The following is a 15,323-nucleotide window of genomic DNA, read 5'->3' as shown; positions in this document are numbered from 1 at the left end:
GCGAAGGCGGCCGTACCGTGGGCGCTGGCGTCGTGGCCAAGATCATTGCTTAATTCATAAGCAGAATAAGGAACTTGCCATGTCCAAGCAAAAAATCCGCATCCGCCTGAAGGCGTTTGACTACAAGCTGATCGACCAGTCCGCTGCCGAGATCGTTGACACCGCCAAGCGCACCGGCGCCATCGTCAAGGGCCCCGTGCCCCTGCCGACACGCATGAAGCGTTTCGACATCCTGCGCTCGCCGCACGTCAACAAGACCAGCCGCGACCAGCTCGAAATCCGCACGCACCAGCGTCTGATGGACATCGTGGACCCAACGGACAAGACCGTTGACGCCCTGATGAAGCTCGACCTGCCGGCTGGTGTGGACGTCGAAATCAAGCTGCAGTGATGTAGCGACGGCCGTTGTGAGGTGGGCCCGCCCGCCTTGCAGTGTCTGAAATAACGCGAACTTGCTTGAAAAAGCAGTTCGCGTTATACTTTAGGGCTTCGCTCAATTTGCGCCTGTTAAAAGGTGTGCATTGGCGGAGTTTTATTAACCTTCTTTCATACACGCGGGCGAGAGCTTGCGGAAACGCTGCAGCCAATTGAAGTTGTGGCGGTGAGAGTTTTGGAGAAAACCAATGAGTCTGAGCAACTCCCTCGGGTTGCTGGGTCGCAAAGTGGGCATGATGCGTCTGTTCACCGATGATGGGGACGCAGTGCCTGTCACGGTGGTGGATGTGTCCAACAACCGCGTTACCCAGGTCAAAACCCAAGAGAACGATGGCTACGTGGCCTTGCAGGTCACGTTTGGTTCGCGCAAAGCATCGCGCGTAACCAAGCCAGAAGCCGGCCACCTTGCCAAGGCAGGTGTGGAAGCCGGTGAAATCATCCAGGAATTCCGCGTCACTGCTGATACCGCTGGCAAATATGCCGCAGGTGCAGCGGTGCCCGTAACCGATGTGTTTGCCGTGGGCCAGAAGGTCGATGTGCAAGGCACTTCCATCGGTAAGGGTTACGCCGGTACCATCAAGCGTCACAACATGAGCTCGCAGCGCGCGTCGCACGGTAACAGCCGTTCGCACAACGTGCCTGGCTCGATCGGTATGGCACAAGACCCCGGTCGCGTGTTCCCCGGCAAGCGCATGACGGGCCACCTCGGCGATGTCACCAAGACCACGCAAAACCTCGATGTCATCCGCATCGACGAAGCGCGTCAACTGCTCTTGATCAAGGGCGCTATTCCGGGCTCCAAGGGTGGGTTCGTGACGGTGCGTCCAGCGGTCAAGGCCAAATCTTCCAAAGGAGCGAACTAATGCAGCTCGAACTCCTGAATGACCAAGGCCAAGGCGCGTCCAAGCTGGATGTTCCTGAAACCGTGTTCGGTCGTGAATACAACGAAGATCTGGTGCACCAGATCGTCGTGGCCTACCAGGCCAATGCACGCCAAGGCACTCGCGCCCAGAAGGACCGCGAGCAAGTCCGTCACTCGACCAAGAAGCCTTTCAAGCAAAAGGGTACGGGTAACGCACGTGCAGGTATGACTTCCTCGCCACTGTGGCGTGGGGGCGGTCGGATTTTCCCGAACATGCCTGACGAAAATTTCACGCAGAAGATCAACAAGAAGATGTACCGCGCCGGTATGTCTGCCATCTTGTCGCAGCTGGCCCGCGAAGGTCGTCTGGCTGTGGTCGACTCGCTGAAGCTTGACTCCCCCAAGACCAAGGTCCTGGCCGACAAGTTCAAGGCAATGAACCTGCAATCGGTGATGGTGATTGCCGACGAAGTGGACGAAAACCTGTACTTGGCTTCGCGCAATCTGGTGAACGTGCTCGTCGTTGAGCCCCGTTACGCCGATCCCGTGTCGCTGGTGCGTTTCAAGAAAGTGCTCGTCACCAAGGGTGCAATCGACAAACTCAAGGAGATGTTCGCATGAGCACACTCAAGTTTGACGAAGGTCGTCTGATGCAAGTGCTGGTCGCTCCCATCGTGTCCGAAAAGGCCACCATGGTTGCTGAAAAGTCCAATGCTGTGACGTTCAAGGTGCTGCAGAACGCAACCAAGCCAGAAATCAAGGCCGCTGTGGAATTGATGTTCAAGGTCGAGGTCAAGGGCGTCTCTGTGGTGAACACCAAAGGCAAGACCAAGCGTTTTGGCAAGACCATCGGCCGCCGCGACAACGTTCGCAAGGCATACGTCACGCTGCAACCAGGTCAAGAGCTGAACCTCTCCGGGGAGGCCGCGTAATCATGGCTGTCATCAAGATGAAACCCACTTCGCCCGGCCAACGTGCCGTGGTGAAGGTCACGCGTGACCACCTGTACAAGGGTGAAGCGTACGCCCCCCTGCTGGAGCCACAATTCCAGAAGGCCGGTCGTAACAACAACGGTCACATCACCACCCGCCACAAGGGCGGTGGCCACAAGCACCACTACCGTGTGGTGGACTTCAAGCGCAACAAGGACGGCATTCCGGCCAAGGTTGAGCGCATTGAGTACGACCCCAACCGTACGGCCCACATCGCTCTGGTGTGCTATGCCGACGGCGAGCGCCGCTACATCATCGCTCCCCGCAACCTGGAAGTGGGCGCAACCCTGCTGTCCGGTTCGGAAGCCCCGATCCGCGCTGGCAACACGCTGCCTATCCGCAACATCCCCGTGGGTTCGACCATCCACTGCATCGAGCTCAAGCCCGGTGCCGGTGCTCAGATCGCTCGCTCGGCTGGTGCTTCGGCAACGCTGCTGGCCCGTGAAGGCGTTTACGCTCAAGTGCGTATGCGCTCCGGCGAAGTGCGCAAGATCCACATCGAATGCCGCGCCACCATTGGTGAAGTGGCCAACGAAGAGCACAGCCTGCGCCAACTGGGCAAGGCCGGTGTGAAGCGCTGGATGGGTATTCGTCCTACGGTTCGCGGCGTGGCCATGAACCCTGTGGATCACCCTCACGGTGGTGGCGAAGGCCGCACCGGCGAAGGCCGCCATGCAGTCGATCCTTGGGGCAATCTGACCAAGGGTTATCGCACCCGTAACAACAAGCGCACACAGATCATGATCGTGTCGCGTCGCAAGAAGTAAGGGGTAACAGATGACTCGCTCTCTTAAAAAGGGTCCATTTGTTGACCATCACTTGCTGGCCAAGGTCGAAAAGGCCGTTGCCACCAAGGACAAGAAACCAGTCAAGACCTGGTCGCGTCGCTCCATGGTTCTGCCCGAGTTCATCGGTCTGACCATTGCCGTGCACAACGGCAAGCAGCACGTACCTGTCTATGTCACCGACCAGATGGTGGGCCACAAGCTGGGCGAATTCGCCCTGACGCGCACCTTCAAGGGTCACCCCGCTGACAAAAAAGCGAAGAAGTAAGGAACGACCATGTCTGAAACACGTGCAGTCCTCCGGGGCGTCCGTCTGTCGGTCGACAAGGGCCGTCTGGTCGCTGACCTGATCCGCGGCAAGAAGGTGGACCAGGCTCTGAACATCCTGAACTTCACGCAGAAAAAAGCTGCGGGAATCGTCAAGAAGGTTCTGGAGTCGGCCATCGCCAATGCCGAACACAACGATGGCGCTGACATCGACGAACTGAAGGTCAAGACCATCTACGTCGAACAAGGCACCACGCTCAAGCGCTTCACCGCGCGCGCCAAAGGCCGCGGCAACCGCATCAGCAAGCCCACGTGCCATGTGTACGTGACGGTTGGCAACTAAAGGCTCGGGAAGACTATGGGACAAAAAATCCATCCTACCGGCTTCCGCCTTGCGGTCAGCCGCAACTGGTCCAGCCGTTGGTACGCCAGCAACCGCGACTTCGCGGGCATGTTGGCCGAAGACATCAAGGTGCGTGAGTACCTGAAGGCCAAGTTGAAGAACGCGGCTGTGTCGCGCATCCTGATCGAGCGTCCAGCCAAGAACGCCCGCATCACCATTTACTCGGCACGTCCTGGTGTGGTGATCGGCAAGAAGGGTGAAGACATCGAGAACCTCAAGAAGGAACTCGCTCTGCGCCTGGGTGTGCCAGTGGCTGTCAACATCGAAGAAGTGCGCAAGCCCGAAATCGATGCCAAGCTGATCGCCGACAGCATCACGCAACAGCTCGAAAAGCGGATCATGTTCCGCCGCGCCATGAAGCGTGCCATGCAGAACGCCATGCGTCTGGGTGCCCAGGGCATCAAGATCATGTCGTCCGGTCGTCTGAACGGTATCGAAATCGCTCGTTGCGAATGGTACCGTGAAGGCCGCGTGCCACTTCACACGCTGCGCGCCGACATCGACTACGGTACCTCTGAAGCCAAGACCACCTACGGTGTGATCGGCGTCAAGGTCTGGGTCTACAAGGGCGATACGCTGGGTCGTAACGACCTGCCTGCCGTGGAAACTCCACGTCCAGACGAAGAACGCCGCCCACGCGGTCCACGCCGTGACGGCCGCCCAGGTGGCGATCGTCCAGGCGCAGGCCGTGGCCCACGTCGTCCAGTCGGTGGTAACACCGCTCCGGCCGACGGCAGCGACAAGCCAGTGGAAGCTGGTGGCGCTGATAACACCGCCGTTAAGCGCGTACGCAAAGTCGCCGCGCCCGCTACAGCAGCGGACGGAAAAGGAGAATAAGTATGCTGCAACCTGCTCGCCGCAAGTACCGCAAGGAGCAAAAGGGCCGTAATACCGGTGTCGCAACGCGGGGTGCCTCCGTTGCGTTCGGTGATTTCGGTCTGAAGTGCACCGATCGTGGCCGTCTCACGGCCCGCCAGATCGAAGCTGCACGCCGTGCGATTTCCCGTCACGTCAAGCGTGGCGGCCGTATCTGGATCCGCGTGTTCCCGGACAAGCCTATCTCTACCAAGCCCGCAGAAGTGCGTATGGGTAACGGTAAGGGCAACCCCGAGTACTACGTGGCCGAAATCCAGCCCGGCAAGATCGTTTTCGAGATCGTCGGTGTGCCTGAAGAACTGGCCCGCGAAGCGTTCCGCCTGGCTGCAGCCAAGCTGCCGCTGCGCACCACGTTTGTCAGTCGTCACCTTGGCGCTTAATTCAGGAGAACAAGCAATGAAGACTACTGAACTTCGCCAAAAAGACGTCGCCGGTATCGAAGCCGAAATCAAGGCGCTGCAAAAGGCCCACTTCGGCCTGCGCATGCAAAAGGCTACGCAGCAATTGGCTAACACCAACACGCTGCGCACCACCCGCCGCGATATCGCCCGTGCAAAGACCATTCTTGCTGAAAAGCAAGCCGCCAAGTAAGGAGCCCACATGACGGAACCTAAAAAATCCCTCAAGCGCACCTTGGTTGGCAAGGTGGTCAGCGACAAGCGTCAAAAGACTGTGACCGTGCTGGTCGAGCGCCGTGTGAAGCACGAGCTCTACGGCAAGATCGTTGCGAAGTCGAGCAAGTACCACGCCCATGATGAAAATGGCGAGTACAAGTTGGGCGACGTGATCGAAATTACCGAAAGCCGTCCGCTCTCTAAGACCAAGAACTGGGTGGCTACCCGCTTGGTGCAAAAGGCCGGTCTGCTGTAAATCAGCATCCCATTGCCCCGGGGTCAAGACCCCGGACGGCAAAGCCTTTCAAAACGACCCACAATGTGGGTCGTTTTGCTTTGTGGCCCACTTTTTTAGGACTCAGGCAAATCGGGATGCGGCATCAACTCGCTTTGGCGTGAGTCGCTTGTCTGAGCCTTGTTTTGCGCACGTCATGTTGTGTTGGCGGCGCGGGGCACTTCGCGTATCCAATCCCATTCATCCCGCTATCCATTCCACCATCCCAAGGAGATAACAATGATCAAAGTCGGTGACACCCTGCCTGCCAGCACGCTCATGGAATATTCGGAAGTCGAGGGCGAAGGCTGCAGCATCGGCCCGAACCCTGTGCCTGTAGACAAGGCTACGGCTGGCAAGACGATTGCCCTGTTTGCATTGCCCGGAGCGTTTACGCCCACCTGCTCGGCCAAGCATGTGCCAGGCTATGTGGAAAAGGCCGCCGAGTTCAAGGCCGCAGGTGTGGATGAGATCTGGTGCGTGAGCGTGAACGACGCCTTCGTCATGGGCGCATGGGCGCGTGACCAGAAGACCGATGGCAAGGTCCGCATGTTGGGCGACGGCGACGCCACTTTCGCCAAGGCCACCGGTCTGACGCTGGATCTGACGGGCAAGGGTCTGGGTCTGCGCAGCAACCGCTATTCGATGCTGGTGCGCGACGGCAAGGTGGTCACCCTCAACGTGGAAGCCCCGGGCAAATTTGAAGTTAGCGACGCTGACACGCTGCTCCAGCAAGCCCAAAAGGCTTGAGTTCGGCGTTAACCGGCTGCGCCGAGTGCTCCCTGCGATGTGGGGCGTTCTGGCTTGGGCCGGCTGCCGGGGTCGCCATTGCTGTGGCGAGAACTGGCGAAGCCGGCCATAAGCGTGATCCCGGGAAGGCCTTGAGCGGATCTAAAGCTCGTTGGAAAACCGGATGGCATGGAGCAGCCGCTGCAGCTTCGCTCTGCGTGTCGGCGCCAGCCATTGACTGGCCCATTGGACCTCGCCGGTCAGCCGGGCCCGTTCGCTGATGTCCACCTGGGGCTGTTGGCCCAGCCGGTGCAGGCGAGCCTTGAGGATGTCGAACTGTGTGCGGCTGTAGTTGGTACGCTCGTTGACCACCAGTCCCGTCACATACTGCCGCTGGTGCGCTGGCATCACGCGGGTCTTGTCCGCGCGCAGGGTGAATCCTTCGTCCTGGGCAATGGCGGTCACCCAGGCGCGCAAGTCCACCCACTGCTGGTGCAGCGCCTTTGAACCTGAAAACACCAGGTCGTCGGCATAGCGTGTGTAGCGCGCGCCAAAGCGCTCTGCCAGGGCGTTCAGCCGCAGGTCCAGCCCGAAGGCGCACAGATTTGCCAAGGCGGGCGACGTGGGCGCACCCTGCGGCAAATGGGGCTGTTTCAGGCGCGTGCTGATGGCACGGCGCTGCGCGATGGCCTCCCGCGGCTGGGGGGCTGCTTCCAGCAATCGTTCCCGGACGGCCTGAGGGGTTCGCGTGGTGGTCAGCCGCGTGAGCAGCTCGGCGGCCGGGCGACCATGGCCCAGTGCCCGCCACAGCGCGCGCACGCGGGTGGCCGTGATGCACATGAAGAAATCGGCCAGGTCAAACCGTATCACCACAGCCTGCTGGGTGTGGACCTGTGCGTGGGTGCCCACGCCGTGGCCGCGCACAAAGCCATGCGCGGCCTCGTGCACGGGCACGCCAGCCAGCAGGCTGTCCAGAATGCGGTGCTGCGTGCTGGCCAGGCGCGGGCGGGGCGCCTCCAGCAGGCGCAGCCCACCGCTGGGCTTGGGCAGCAAGCGGTAGCGATAGTGCGAAAGGGGCAGGGCATGGCCCCCTTCCTGGCGTTCGCGCCAGTGCGCATGCTCGGGCGCGAGCCACAGGAGGTCATCCAGCGAAACGGCCAGGGCCTCGGTTACGTCGGTGGCGGCCAGCAGCAAGGGCGTGGTGCGCTCACGGCCCATCCATGCGGGGTGCGCGCCTGCCGTGGCGGAGCGCAGCAGCCAGTGCAACGGCTCCCCGGTGCGTGGGCTGGCGGCCCAGGTGCGGAAAGCCCGGGCGAGTTGGGGGTCGGGCCATTGGTGCAAAGGCAGGGCTGGTTCGGCGTTTTCATCGTCGTCGCCCGCCAGCTCGTCCCAGGCGTCCTGGTCTTTTTCCTCCTGCTGGTCGAAGGTCGTCGTAAGTGACTGCAGGGTGGCGCCATTGCGCAGCCCCGCTTTGCGCCACCAGACACCCCAGCACAGCCAGGTGGCCACGTCCTCAGCCTCCAGCCGCGCCCATTCGGCCCCGGACGCGTGGGACAGGCGGCGCAGCTGTTCGAGCAAGGGCGGCGGCAGTGGAACGGGGCTGTCCGCCAGGGTCGTGTTGTTACCCAGGCAGGCACCTGCGCGCGCTGCCAGTGCCTGGAGGGTGCGACGCTCCGGCTCCCGTGCATCGGCCAGCACGGCCATGGCCAGCGCCTTGGCCAGTGCGCGTGTGCGGGCTGGAGTCTTCGTCACGAAGCTGCGAAGTGTAGGAAGTTGGCCCGGTGTCAACCTGCGGGTTGGGTGCGAACTGCACGCCACGGGTGGCGGGAGGTTCGCGCGCCGCGATGGACGCGTTGGAAGACAACACCGTGGGGCTGCCCCACGGCTCGATCCTGATCAACAGGCTCGAAGTGCTTGGCACCGGGCCGGTCTGATTCTATAACTGCTATAAATTTAATAGCTATTGACGCAATATCAATGAGCGCTAGGCACCAAAAACTCAAGAAATATCAACCTTGAGGTAGTGCGCCCCCGCAATGGGGTTGTGGTAGTAGGGTGGAATCTCTTCAAAGCCCAGGTCGGTGTACAGCGCCCGGGCCGACTCCATGTCGTCGAGCGTGTCGAGCAGCACGCAGGCGTAACCCGCCTGGCGCGCCCGGTCGAGCATGGCCTCCGCGAGTTCGCGGCCCAGGCCGAAGCCCCGGAAGGCTTTGCGCACGTACAGCCGCTTCATTTCGCTCGCGTTGGGGTAGTCGGCCGTATCCAGTGGTCGAAGGGCGCAGCAGCCGGCAATCGCCCCTTCGACCTGGGCCAGCAGCAGTGCGCCGCGCGGCGGGCCGTAGTCGCCGGGCAGGCCCGCGAGTTCGGTCTCGAAGTCCTGGAAACACAGGTCTACGCCGAGGGTGTCGGCGTACTCCCGGAAGATGGTGCGGACCGCTTCCATCTCGGCGGGCGAGGTGGGGGTCAGCAGGGTGACGGAAGGCTTGTCCAAAACGCAGTAGTTCAAAACAGCGGAAGCCGCAGTGTAGCGAGTCTGGCTAGAACCCCGCCGCTGCCCCCAGAGAGGACACCCACCAGGCCAGCGCGGCACTGAGGGCCAGCACCACCAGCGCCACGGCCCGGCTGGTCAAGTCGTCGCGAGACGGCGTGGCCGGGGCGGGCAGCAGCTTGTCGCCATGCAGCATGGGCCGGACGAGGCGTTGGCGGCGAACCAGCACATAGAAAATGATGGCGATCAGGTGCAACCCCACCAGCCCCAGCACCAGGTACTGGCCAATTTCCTTGTGGTAGCCCGTGGCCTGGCCGACCACTGCATTCGACACAAACCGGGTGAGCGGGCCAGCGAAGGCGATCTCGTCATCACTCAACAAACCGGTGGCCACTTGGGCCACCAGCACGGCCAGCAGCGCAAAGACCGACAGGGCGCCCAGTGGGCTGTGGCCAATGCTGTCTTCGGCGTGGGCTGAACCGCGCAGATACCGCAGCACCCGCATCGGGGAGTACAGAAAACTCGTGAAGCGCGACCAGCGCCCGCCCATCAGCCCCCAGACCATGCGGAACACCAGCAGCGCCAACACGCCGTACCCCAGCCGGAAATGCCATTCCATGGCGTTGCCCCCCACCTTGGCGGTGATGACCAGGCCCACGACGCTCGCGGCGAGTGCCCAGTGGAAGATGCGGGTGGGAAGGTCCCAGATGCGTACGGAGTGTTGCGTCATGGCGGCGGGGCAGGGTGGTTGGACGAAGGGTGGTGGGCCGCATTGTGAAGGAGGCGGGGTCAACCCGAAAGAGCATGCCCGCTGCGAAATGGGCGGTAAAACGGCATACTTGCCCCGGGCTCTCAGAGCCTGTCCACCCCACGAAAAAGGAATCTCCCTATGAAAGCACTTGCCGCGTTCGCCCTTGCCGCCGCTACGCTGACCTTGTCCGCACCGGCCTCTGCCCAGTTCGCCAAGGCGGAAGACGCCATCAAATACCGCCAGAGCGCGCTGTTTGTGATGGGCCAGCACTTTGGCCGCCTTGGGGCCATGGCCAATGGCCGTATCCCGTTCGACGCCAAGGCCGCGCAGGAGAACGCGGACGTGGTGGCGCAGATGGCCAAGCTGCCCTGGGCGGGATTTGGCGCGGGCACCGACAAGGGCGCGCCCACCAAGGCATTGCCTGAAATCTGGACCGAACAGGCCAAGTTCAAGGAGCATTCCGACAAGCTCGAAGCCGAATCCGTCAAGCTGGCCGCTGCGGCCAAGACGGGCAATCTGGACAACCTCAAGACCGCGTTCGGCGCGGCCGCCGGCACCTGCAAGGCCTGCCACGACAATTACCGCGCGAAATAAGGCACATCCCCCTGAGCGGCTGCGCCGCTTCCCCCTTCTCTCTACGCGCTCCGGGAAGGGGGACGGCGCCAGCGCGGCGGGGCGGCCCTTGCGCGGCGTCCGCTCCTCTGGGCAACGCCAGTTTCAGAGGTCATTTGCAAAATTGATAGCTGCTGGCGCTTGCCCCATAAGCGCAAAAGGCCGATTTCTCATGAAATCGGCCTTTTGTCTTTGGAAGGACTGACGGAGGCGCAGCTCAGGTCTCTGCGAGCAACTTCTCGATCAATTGATGCAACTCGGGGAAGTTCGGCGCCCCCACATAGGTTTTCACGATCTCGCCGCGCTTGTTGACGATGAAGGTCGATGGCGTGAGCCGCACATCGCCCCAGGCCTGAGCCACCTTGCCGGTGTTGTCGATCGCCACCTTGAAGGGCAGTTTGCGGGTTTCGGCAAAGTTCACCACGTAGCTGGGCGGGTCGTAGCTCATGGCCACGGCCAGCGTGTCGAAGCCTTTGGCGTGGTACTTGTTGTAGGTGGCCACGATCTCGGGCATTTCGGCCACGCAGGTGGTGCAGCTGGTGGCCCAGAAATTCACCAGCGTGACCTTGCCGCGCAGATCGGCGGTGGATTGGCTCGTGCCGTTTAGCAACACGAAGGTGGATTCCGGTGCCGCAGAGCGGCCTGTATCCAGGTACACATAGGCACCCACGGCCGCAAATGCTGCCACTGCCACCCCTGCCGCCCAATGCTTGATCGCCATGACTTGTCCATTCATCCTGAAACTGTGGCCCCTGTGGGTACCCGGGCCTGCTACCGGCATTGTGCCGGACCTGCCCTAACAACAACGCCCGTCTTCACGGGTGGCCCGCAGGCCGAACTTGGGATGGAGTCGGCTTGGCGGGCAAAAGTTCGCCCGCAGGGGATGCCGCCTGTTGATCTGGGTCACTGTGCCGATAATCGACCGATGAACTGGACACCAACCCGGGCTGCTGCCCTGCCACCGTTGCTGTGGCTGCTCGTGGGCTGCAGCCCTGCGCTGAACTGGCGCAGCGTGCCTTTGCCCGAGGCCGGCATCACCATCACCTTGCCTTGCAAGCCTGACCAGGCCACGCGCACGGTTGAACTGGCGGGGGTGCCCGTCGAGCTGTCCATGGCGGGCTGCGATGCCGACGGCGCCACATTTGCCGTGTCGCATGCGGCCCTGGCAGACCCTGCCCAAGCGGGCGCTGCCCTGCGGCACTGGCGGGCCGCTGTGGTCGCCAACCTCGGCGCGGGCGCCGCAGCCACGGCGGCTGATGCGCCGTATGCCCCCAAGGGGGCACTGCCCCTGCCGCAGTCGGTGCGCACCGTGGTGCAAGGCCAGCGTGCCGACGGCAGCCCCGTGTTTGCCCAGGGCGTGTGGTTTGCGCGCGCTGCGGGGCCGCAGATGCGGCTGTACCACGCGGTGGTTTACACGGGCAAGCCCCGCCCCGAGTTGGCCGACCAGTTCTTTGCAGGGATGGTGCTCCAATGACCGGGCATGCGGTGTTGCCCAGGCGGGCAGCGGTCATCGTTTTTCTGGCCTTTGCCTTCGCCTACTTCCTGTCGGCGCTGGTGCGGGCTGTTACGGCCACGCTAGCGCCCACACTGGCGCAGGAGTTTTCGCTGCAGGCCAGCGACCTGGGCTTGCTTGCGGGCGGGTACTTTCTGGGCTTTGCGGCCACGCAGCTGCCGCTGGGCACCTGGCTGGACCGGCATGGCCCCCGCAAGGTGGCGCTGGGATTTCTGGGCGTGGCCGTGGTGGGCAGCCTGGTGTTTTCGGTGGCGACGGGGTTTTCGGGCTTGCTGGCCGGGCGTGTGTTGTGTGGTGCGGGCGTCAGCGCCTGCCTCATGGCGCCGCTCACGGGCTATAGGCGCTGGTTCGAGCCCACGGCGCAGATGCGCGCCAACTCCTGGATGCTGATGACGGGCTCGCTGGGCATGGTGGCGTCCACGCTGCCGGTGCAGTGGGCACTGCCCTTGGTGGGGTGGCGGCCGCTGTTCTGGGGCTTGGCGGCGCTGATCGCGCTGTCGATGGTGGTGATTGCGGTTTGGGTGCCCGGCTGGGCGGCGGGCACACCGGGCGCGGGCGGTGGCGGTGGTGCCACGGCGGAGCGCGGCCCCAGCAGTGTCACTGTGCCACCGGGCTATGCGATGATGTGGCGCCACCCGTATTTCCAGCGCCTGGCGCCCCTGGGCTTCTTTGTGTACGGCGGCATGGTGGCCATGCAGACGCTATGGGCAGGCCCATGGATGCAGCGGGTGGCGGGCTACTCACCGCTGGAGGCTGCCACGGGGCTGTTCTGGATCAACGTGGCCATGCTCTGCACGTTCTGGACCTGGGGCATGGTCAACCCCTGGCTGCTGCGCAAGGGGCTGGGAGCGGACCGGCTGATGGCTGCGGGCTTGCCGCTGTGCCTGGTGGTGTTGCTCGGCATCATTCTCGCGGGGCCGCAGGCGGGAGGCGGTGCCTGGGCGCTGTTTTGTGTGTCGTGCACGTTTGTGTCGCTGTCGCAGCCTGCGGTGGCCATGGCGTTCCCGCAGGCGCTGGCGGGGCGCGCGCTGTCAGCCTACAACCTCGTGATTTTTGCGGGAGTGTTTGTGGTGCAGTGGGGCATTGGCCTGGGGGTGGACGCCTTTGCCGCGGCCGGCCTGTCCACGGTGCAGTCGTTCCAGGCCGCGATGGCGGTGTACCTGGCGTGCAACGCGGTCGCCTACGCGTGGTTCCTGCTGCAGGGGCGGCGCCATAATGTGCTGCAAACCACCACGCCATGAGCACCACCAGCATCCTCATCATTGCCCACGCCCCGTTGGCCCATGCACTGCGCGAATGTGCGCTGCATGTGTTTCCCGACTGCGGCGACAACGTGGCCGCTCTCGACGTGCAGCCCAACCAGCCGCCCGAAGAGTCGCTGGCGCAGGCCCGCATCATGCTGCAGCAACTGGGCGCAGATTCCACCCTGGTGCTCACCGACGTGTTTGGTGCCACCCCCTGCAACGTGGCGCAGCGCGTGATCGAGAACGTGCGCTCGCGCCTGGTGACGGGGGTCAACCTGCCCATGCTGCTGCGGGCAGTGAGCTACCGCCACGAACCCCTCGACGCGGTGGTCACCCGCGCCGTGGTGGGGGGCACCCAGGGCGTGATGCAGGTGGCCATCTCCGCGCCGCAGAACCAGAACACCCGAAATCGACATGATCAAGATACGTACGACCATCAGCAATAAATTGGGCCTGCATGCCCGCGCTTCGGCCAAGCTGACCAAGCTGGCTGGCAGCTTCCCCTGTGAGGTTTTCATGAGCCGTGGCGACCGCCGCATCAACGCCAAGAGCATCATGGGCGTGATGATGCTGGCCGCCGGCATGGGCACTGAGGTGGAGATTGAAACCAACGGGGATCGTGAACAGGAGGCCATGGATGCCCTGCTGGCCTTGATTGCCGACAAATTTGGTGAGGGTGAATGACTTTTTCCGTCCACGGTCTCGCAGTCGCTCGCGGCATTGCCATCGGCCGTGCCGTGCTGGTGGCGTCCAGCCGTGTGGACGTGGCGCACTATTTTGTGAAGCCAGAACAGGTCGAGGGCGAGATTGAGCGGGTGCGCAACGGCCGCAATGCCGTGGTCGAGGAACTGCAGCGCCTGCAGACCGACATGCCCGCCGATGCGCCGCATGAGCTGACCGCGCTGCTCGACGTGCACCTGATGCTGCTGCAGGACGAGGCCCTCACGGGCGGCGTCAAGCACTGGATCACCGAGCGCCTGTACAACGCCGAGTGGGCGTTGACCACGCAGCTTGAAGTCATCGCGCGCCAGTTCGACGAGATGGAGGATGAGTACCTGCGCGAGCGCAAGGCTGACCTGGAACAGGTGGTCGAGCGCATCCTGCGCTACATGAAGGGCGTGGCCAGCCCCGTGGCGCCGCCGCCCAGCAGTCCGCGCCGCCACAAGCAACTGGGCCTGCAGCAAGACCTGCTGCTCGACGACACGGTGGACGTGCCCCTGGTGCTGGTAGCGCACGACCTCTCGCCTGCCGACATGCTGCAGTTCAAGCAAAGCGTGTTTGCGGGCTTTGTGACCGATGTGGGCGGCAAGACCAGCCACACGGCCATCGTGGCGCGCAGCATGGACATCCCGGCCGTGGTCGGTGCGCGCGCCGCGAGCCAGCTGGTGCGGCAGGACGACTGGGTCATCATCGACGGCGATGCAGGTGTGGTCATTGTCGATCCGTCGCCCATCATCCTGGCCGAATACGGCTTTCGCCAGCGCCAGGTGGAGCTCGAGCGCGAGCGGCTGGCCCGGCTGCGCCACACCCCCGCCATCACCATCGACGGCCACAAGATCGAGCTTCTGGCCAACATCGAACAACCCGGCGACGCGGCCACCGCCGTGCGCGCCGGGGCCGTGGGCGTGGGCCTGTTCCGCAGCGAATTCCTGTTCATGGGCAAAACGGGCAACCTGCCCGGCGAGGACGAGCAGTACCGCGCCTACTGCGAGGCCATTGACGGCATGCAGGGCCTGCCCGTCACCATCCGCACCATCGATGTGGGCGCGGACAAGCCGCTGGACCACAAGAGCCACAAGGACAACTACCTGAACCCCGCGCTGGGCCTGCGCGCCATCCGCTGGAGCCTGGCCGACCCGGCCATGTTCCGCACCCAGCTGCGCGCTGTGCTGCGTGCGGCGGCGCATGGCAAGGTCAACCTGCTGTTCCCCATGCTGGCGCACACGCACGAAATTCAGCAGACGCTCGCCCAGGTAGACCTGGCCCGGGGGGAGCTGGATGCGCGTGGCGAACCCTACGGCCCGGTGCAGCTGGGCGCAATGATCGAGGTGCCCGCCGCCGCGCTCATGGTGCGCACCTTCCTCAAGTACTTCGACTTTCTCTCCATCGGCACCAACGACCTGATCCAGTACACCCTGGCCATCGACCGTGCCGACGAGGCTGTGGCCCATCTGTACGACCCGCTGCACCCCGCCGTGCTGCGCTTGGTGGGCGACGTGATCGCCGAGGGGGAGCGCCAGGGCAAGAGCGTGTGCGTGTGTGGCGAGACGGCGGGCGATGTGACGATGACGCGGCTGCTGTTGGGCCTGGGCCTGCGCAGCTTCTCCATGCACCCCGCGCAGATCCTGGCTGTGAAGCAGGAGGTGCTGCGCGCTGACACGCGCAAGCTGGCGCCCTGGGCGCAGCAGGTGCTGGAGGGCGACGAACCTGCGGCGTTGCTGAGCTCTTGAGCGATAGGTTTTGCTCTTAAAATAATAG

The 15,323-nt window shown here is 63.3% G+C and carries 22 protein-coding genes; 18 read left to right on the top strand and 4 right to left on the bottom strand.

The features are described 5' to 3' along the window. The first annotated feature begins 79 nt into the window (after window positions 1-79). From rpsJ to ACODS0_RS26965, 12 genes are all read left to right on the top strand, one after another. Window positions 80-391 (top strand): 30S ribosomal protein S10, encoded by a 312-nt coding sequence (gene rpsJ, locus ACODS0_RS27020; protein WP_005796953.1) that lies wholly within the window; start codon window positions 80-82, stop codon window positions 389-391. 232 nt (window positions 392-623) lie between these two features. Then, a complete protein-coding gene (rplC, locus tag ACODS0_RS27015; RefSeq protein WP_055394981.1) occupies window positions 624-1,298 on the top strand; it encodes a 50S ribosomal protein L3 in 675 nt (224 codons plus the stop codon). Further along, window positions 1,298-1,918, top strand: a complete 621-nt coding sequence (rplD, locus tag ACODS0_RS27010; protein WP_008906425.1) for a 50S ribosomal protein L4 — start codon at window positions 1,298-1,300, stop codon at window positions 1,916-1,918. Before rplC ends, rplD begins: the two co-directional genes overlap by 1 nt. Next, window positions 1,915-2,229: a 50S ribosomal protein L23 gene (gene rplW, locus ACODS0_RS27005; RefSeq protein ID WP_010467173.1), complete on the top strand. Its 315-nt coding sequence runs from the start codon at window positions 1,915-1,917 to the stop codon at window positions 2,227-2,229. The genes rplD and rplW overlap by 4 nt, the downstream gene beginning before the upstream one ends. A 2-nt stretch (window positions 2,230-2,231) precedes the next feature. Next, a complete protein-coding gene (gene rplB, locus ACODS0_RS27000; protein WP_010467175.1) occupies window positions 2,232-3,056 on the top strand; it encodes a 50S ribosomal protein L2 in 825 nt (274 codons plus the stop codon). Window positions 3,057-3,066: 10 nt separating this feature from the next. Then, on the top strand, window positions 3,067-3,342 hold the full coding sequence (gene rpsS / locus ACODS0_RS26995; RefSeq protein ID WP_010467177.1) for a 30S ribosomal protein S19: 276 nt from the start codon (window positions 3,067-3,069) through the stop codon (window positions 3,340-3,342). Between the two features lie 9 nt (window positions 3,343-3,351). Further along, window positions 3,352-3,684 (top strand): 50S ribosomal protein L22, encoded by a 333-nt coding sequence (gene rplV / locus ACODS0_RS26990; RefSeq protein ID WP_007847806.1) that lies wholly within the window; start codon window positions 3,352-3,354, stop codon window positions 3,682-3,684. Window positions 3,685-3,699: 15 nt separating this feature from the next. Then, window positions 3,700-4,581, top strand: coding sequence for a 30S ribosomal protein S3 (gene rpsC, locus ACODS0_RS26985; protein ID WP_055394983.1), 882 nt, complete (start codon window positions 3,700-3,702; stop codon window positions 4,579-4,581). 2 nt (window positions 4,582-4,583) lie between these two features. After that, window positions 4,584-5,000 (top strand): 50S ribosomal protein L16, encoded by a 417-nt coding sequence (gene rplP, locus ACODS0_RS26980; RefSeq protein ID WP_015012190.1) that lies wholly within the window; start codon window positions 4,584-4,586, stop codon window positions 4,998-5,000. Between the two features lie 16 nt (window positions 5,001-5,016). After that, on the top strand, window positions 5,017-5,211 hold the full coding sequence (gene rpmC / locus ACODS0_RS26975; RefSeq protein WP_055394985.1) for a 50S ribosomal protein L29: 195 nt from the start codon (window positions 5,017-5,019) through the stop codon (window positions 5,209-5,211). 9 nt (window positions 5,212-5,220) lie between these two features. Continuing rightward, window positions 5,221-5,490, top strand: coding sequence for a 30S ribosomal protein S17 (gene rpsQ, locus ACODS0_RS26970; protein WP_055394987.1), 270 nt, complete (start codon window positions 5,221-5,223; stop codon window positions 5,488-5,490). 258 nt (window positions 5,491-5,748) lie between these two features. Then, window positions 5,749-6,258, top strand: coding sequence for a peroxiredoxin (locus ACODS0_RS26965; RefSeq protein ID WP_055394989.1), 510 nt, complete (start codon window positions 5,749-5,751; stop codon window positions 6,256-6,258). Window positions 6,259-6,399: 141 nt separating this feature from the next. Here ACODS0_RS26965 and ACODS0_RS26960 read toward each other — a convergent pair whose 3' ends face one another. The 3 genes from ACODS0_RS26960 to ACODS0_RS26950 all read right to left on the bottom strand — a co-directional run bounded on the left by ACODS0_RS26960 (window position 6,400) and on the right by ACODS0_RS26950 (window position 9,455). After that, window positions 6,400-7,290 carry a reverse transcriptase family protein gene (locus ACODS0_RS26960; protein WP_488838297.1) on the bottom strand — a complete coding sequence of 297 codons (891 nt, stop codon included), beginning with the start codon at window positions 7,288-7,290 and terminating at the stop codon, window positions 6,400-6,402. A 946-nt stretch (window positions 7,291-8,236) separates the two neighbouring features. Beyond that, complete coding sequence (locus ACODS0_RS26955; RefSeq protein ID WP_121422003.1) at window positions 8,237-8,728, bottom strand: GNAT family N-acetyltransferase; 492 nt, start codon at window positions 8,726-8,728, stop codon at window positions 8,237-8,239. Between the two features lie 46 nt (window positions 8,729-8,774). Beyond that, window positions 8,775-9,455: a cytochrome b/b6 domain-containing protein gene (locus ACODS0_RS26950; protein WP_121507823.1), complete on the bottom strand. Its 681-nt coding sequence runs from the start codon at window positions 9,453-9,455 to the stop codon at window positions 8,775-8,777. Window positions 9,456-9,614: 159 nt separating this feature from the next. Here ACODS0_RS26950 and ACODS0_RS26945 point away from each other — a divergent pair, with 159 nt between their 5' ends. After that, the gene (locus tag ACODS0_RS26945) at window positions 9,615-10,070 is read left to right on the top strand and encodes a c-type cytochrome (protein WP_055394996.1); all 456 of its coding nucleotides are present in this window, start codon (window positions 9,615-9,617) and stop codon (window positions 10,068-10,070) included. Between the two features lie 235 nt (window positions 10,071-10,305). Here ACODS0_RS26945 and ACODS0_RS26940 read toward each other — a convergent pair whose 3' ends face one another. Next, window positions 10,306-10,809: a peroxiredoxin family protein gene (locus tag ACODS0_RS26940; RefSeq protein ID WP_121422005.1), complete on the bottom strand. Its 504-nt coding sequence runs from the start codon at window positions 10,807-10,809 to the stop codon at window positions 10,306-10,308. A 204-nt stretch (window positions 10,810-11,013) separates the two neighbouring features. Between ACODS0_RS26940 and ACODS0_RS26935 the strand changes: the two genes are divergently transcribed. Genes ACODS0_RS26935 through ptsP form a run of 5 tightly spaced genes read left to right on the top strand, consistent with a single transcriptional unit; the run spans window position 11,014 to window position 15,295 of the window. After that, window positions 11,014-11,562 carry a hypothetical protein gene (locus ACODS0_RS26935; RefSeq protein WP_055395000.1) on the top strand — a complete coding sequence of 183 codons (549 nt, stop codon included), beginning with the start codon at window positions 11,014-11,016 and terminating at the stop codon, window positions 11,560-11,562. Beyond that, the gene (locus tag ACODS0_RS26930; RefSeq protein ID WP_488838290.1) at window positions 11,559-12,842 is read left to right on the top strand and encodes an MFS transporter; all 1,284 of its coding nucleotides are present in this window, start codon (window positions 11,559-11,561) and stop codon (window positions 12,840-12,842) included. The genes ACODS0_RS26935 and ACODS0_RS26930 overlap by 4 nt, the downstream gene beginning before the upstream one ends. Beyond that, entirely contained in the window at window positions 12,839-13,291 is a 453-nt protein-coding gene (locus tag ACODS0_RS26925) for a PTS sugar transporter subunit IIA (RefSeq protein WP_055395004.1), read from the top strand. Before ACODS0_RS26930 ends, ACODS0_RS26925 begins: the two co-directional genes overlap by 4 nt. Continuing rightward, window positions 13,260-13,529 carry an HPr family phosphocarrier protein gene (locus tag ACODS0_RS26920; protein ID WP_121422008.1) on the top strand — a complete coding sequence of 90 codons (270 nt, stop codon included), beginning with the start codon at window positions 13,260-13,262 and terminating at the stop codon, window positions 13,527-13,529. The genes ACODS0_RS26925 and ACODS0_RS26920 overlap by 32 nt, the downstream gene beginning before the upstream one ends. Beyond that, a complete protein-coding gene (gene ptsP, locus ACODS0_RS26915; protein ID WP_306553837.1) occupies window positions 13,526-15,295 on the top strand; it encodes a phosphoenolpyruvate--protein phosphotransferase in 1,770 nt (589 codons plus the stop codon). Before ACODS0_RS26920 ends, ptsP begins: the two co-directional genes overlap by 4 nt. Window positions 15,296-15,323: the final 28 nt, after the last annotated feature.

The organism is Acidovorax sp. FG60, assembly GCF_057808995.1.
The sequence above is the reverse complement of the archived record's forward strand: the minus strand, read 5'-3'. Positions and strand labels throughout refer to the sequence as shown.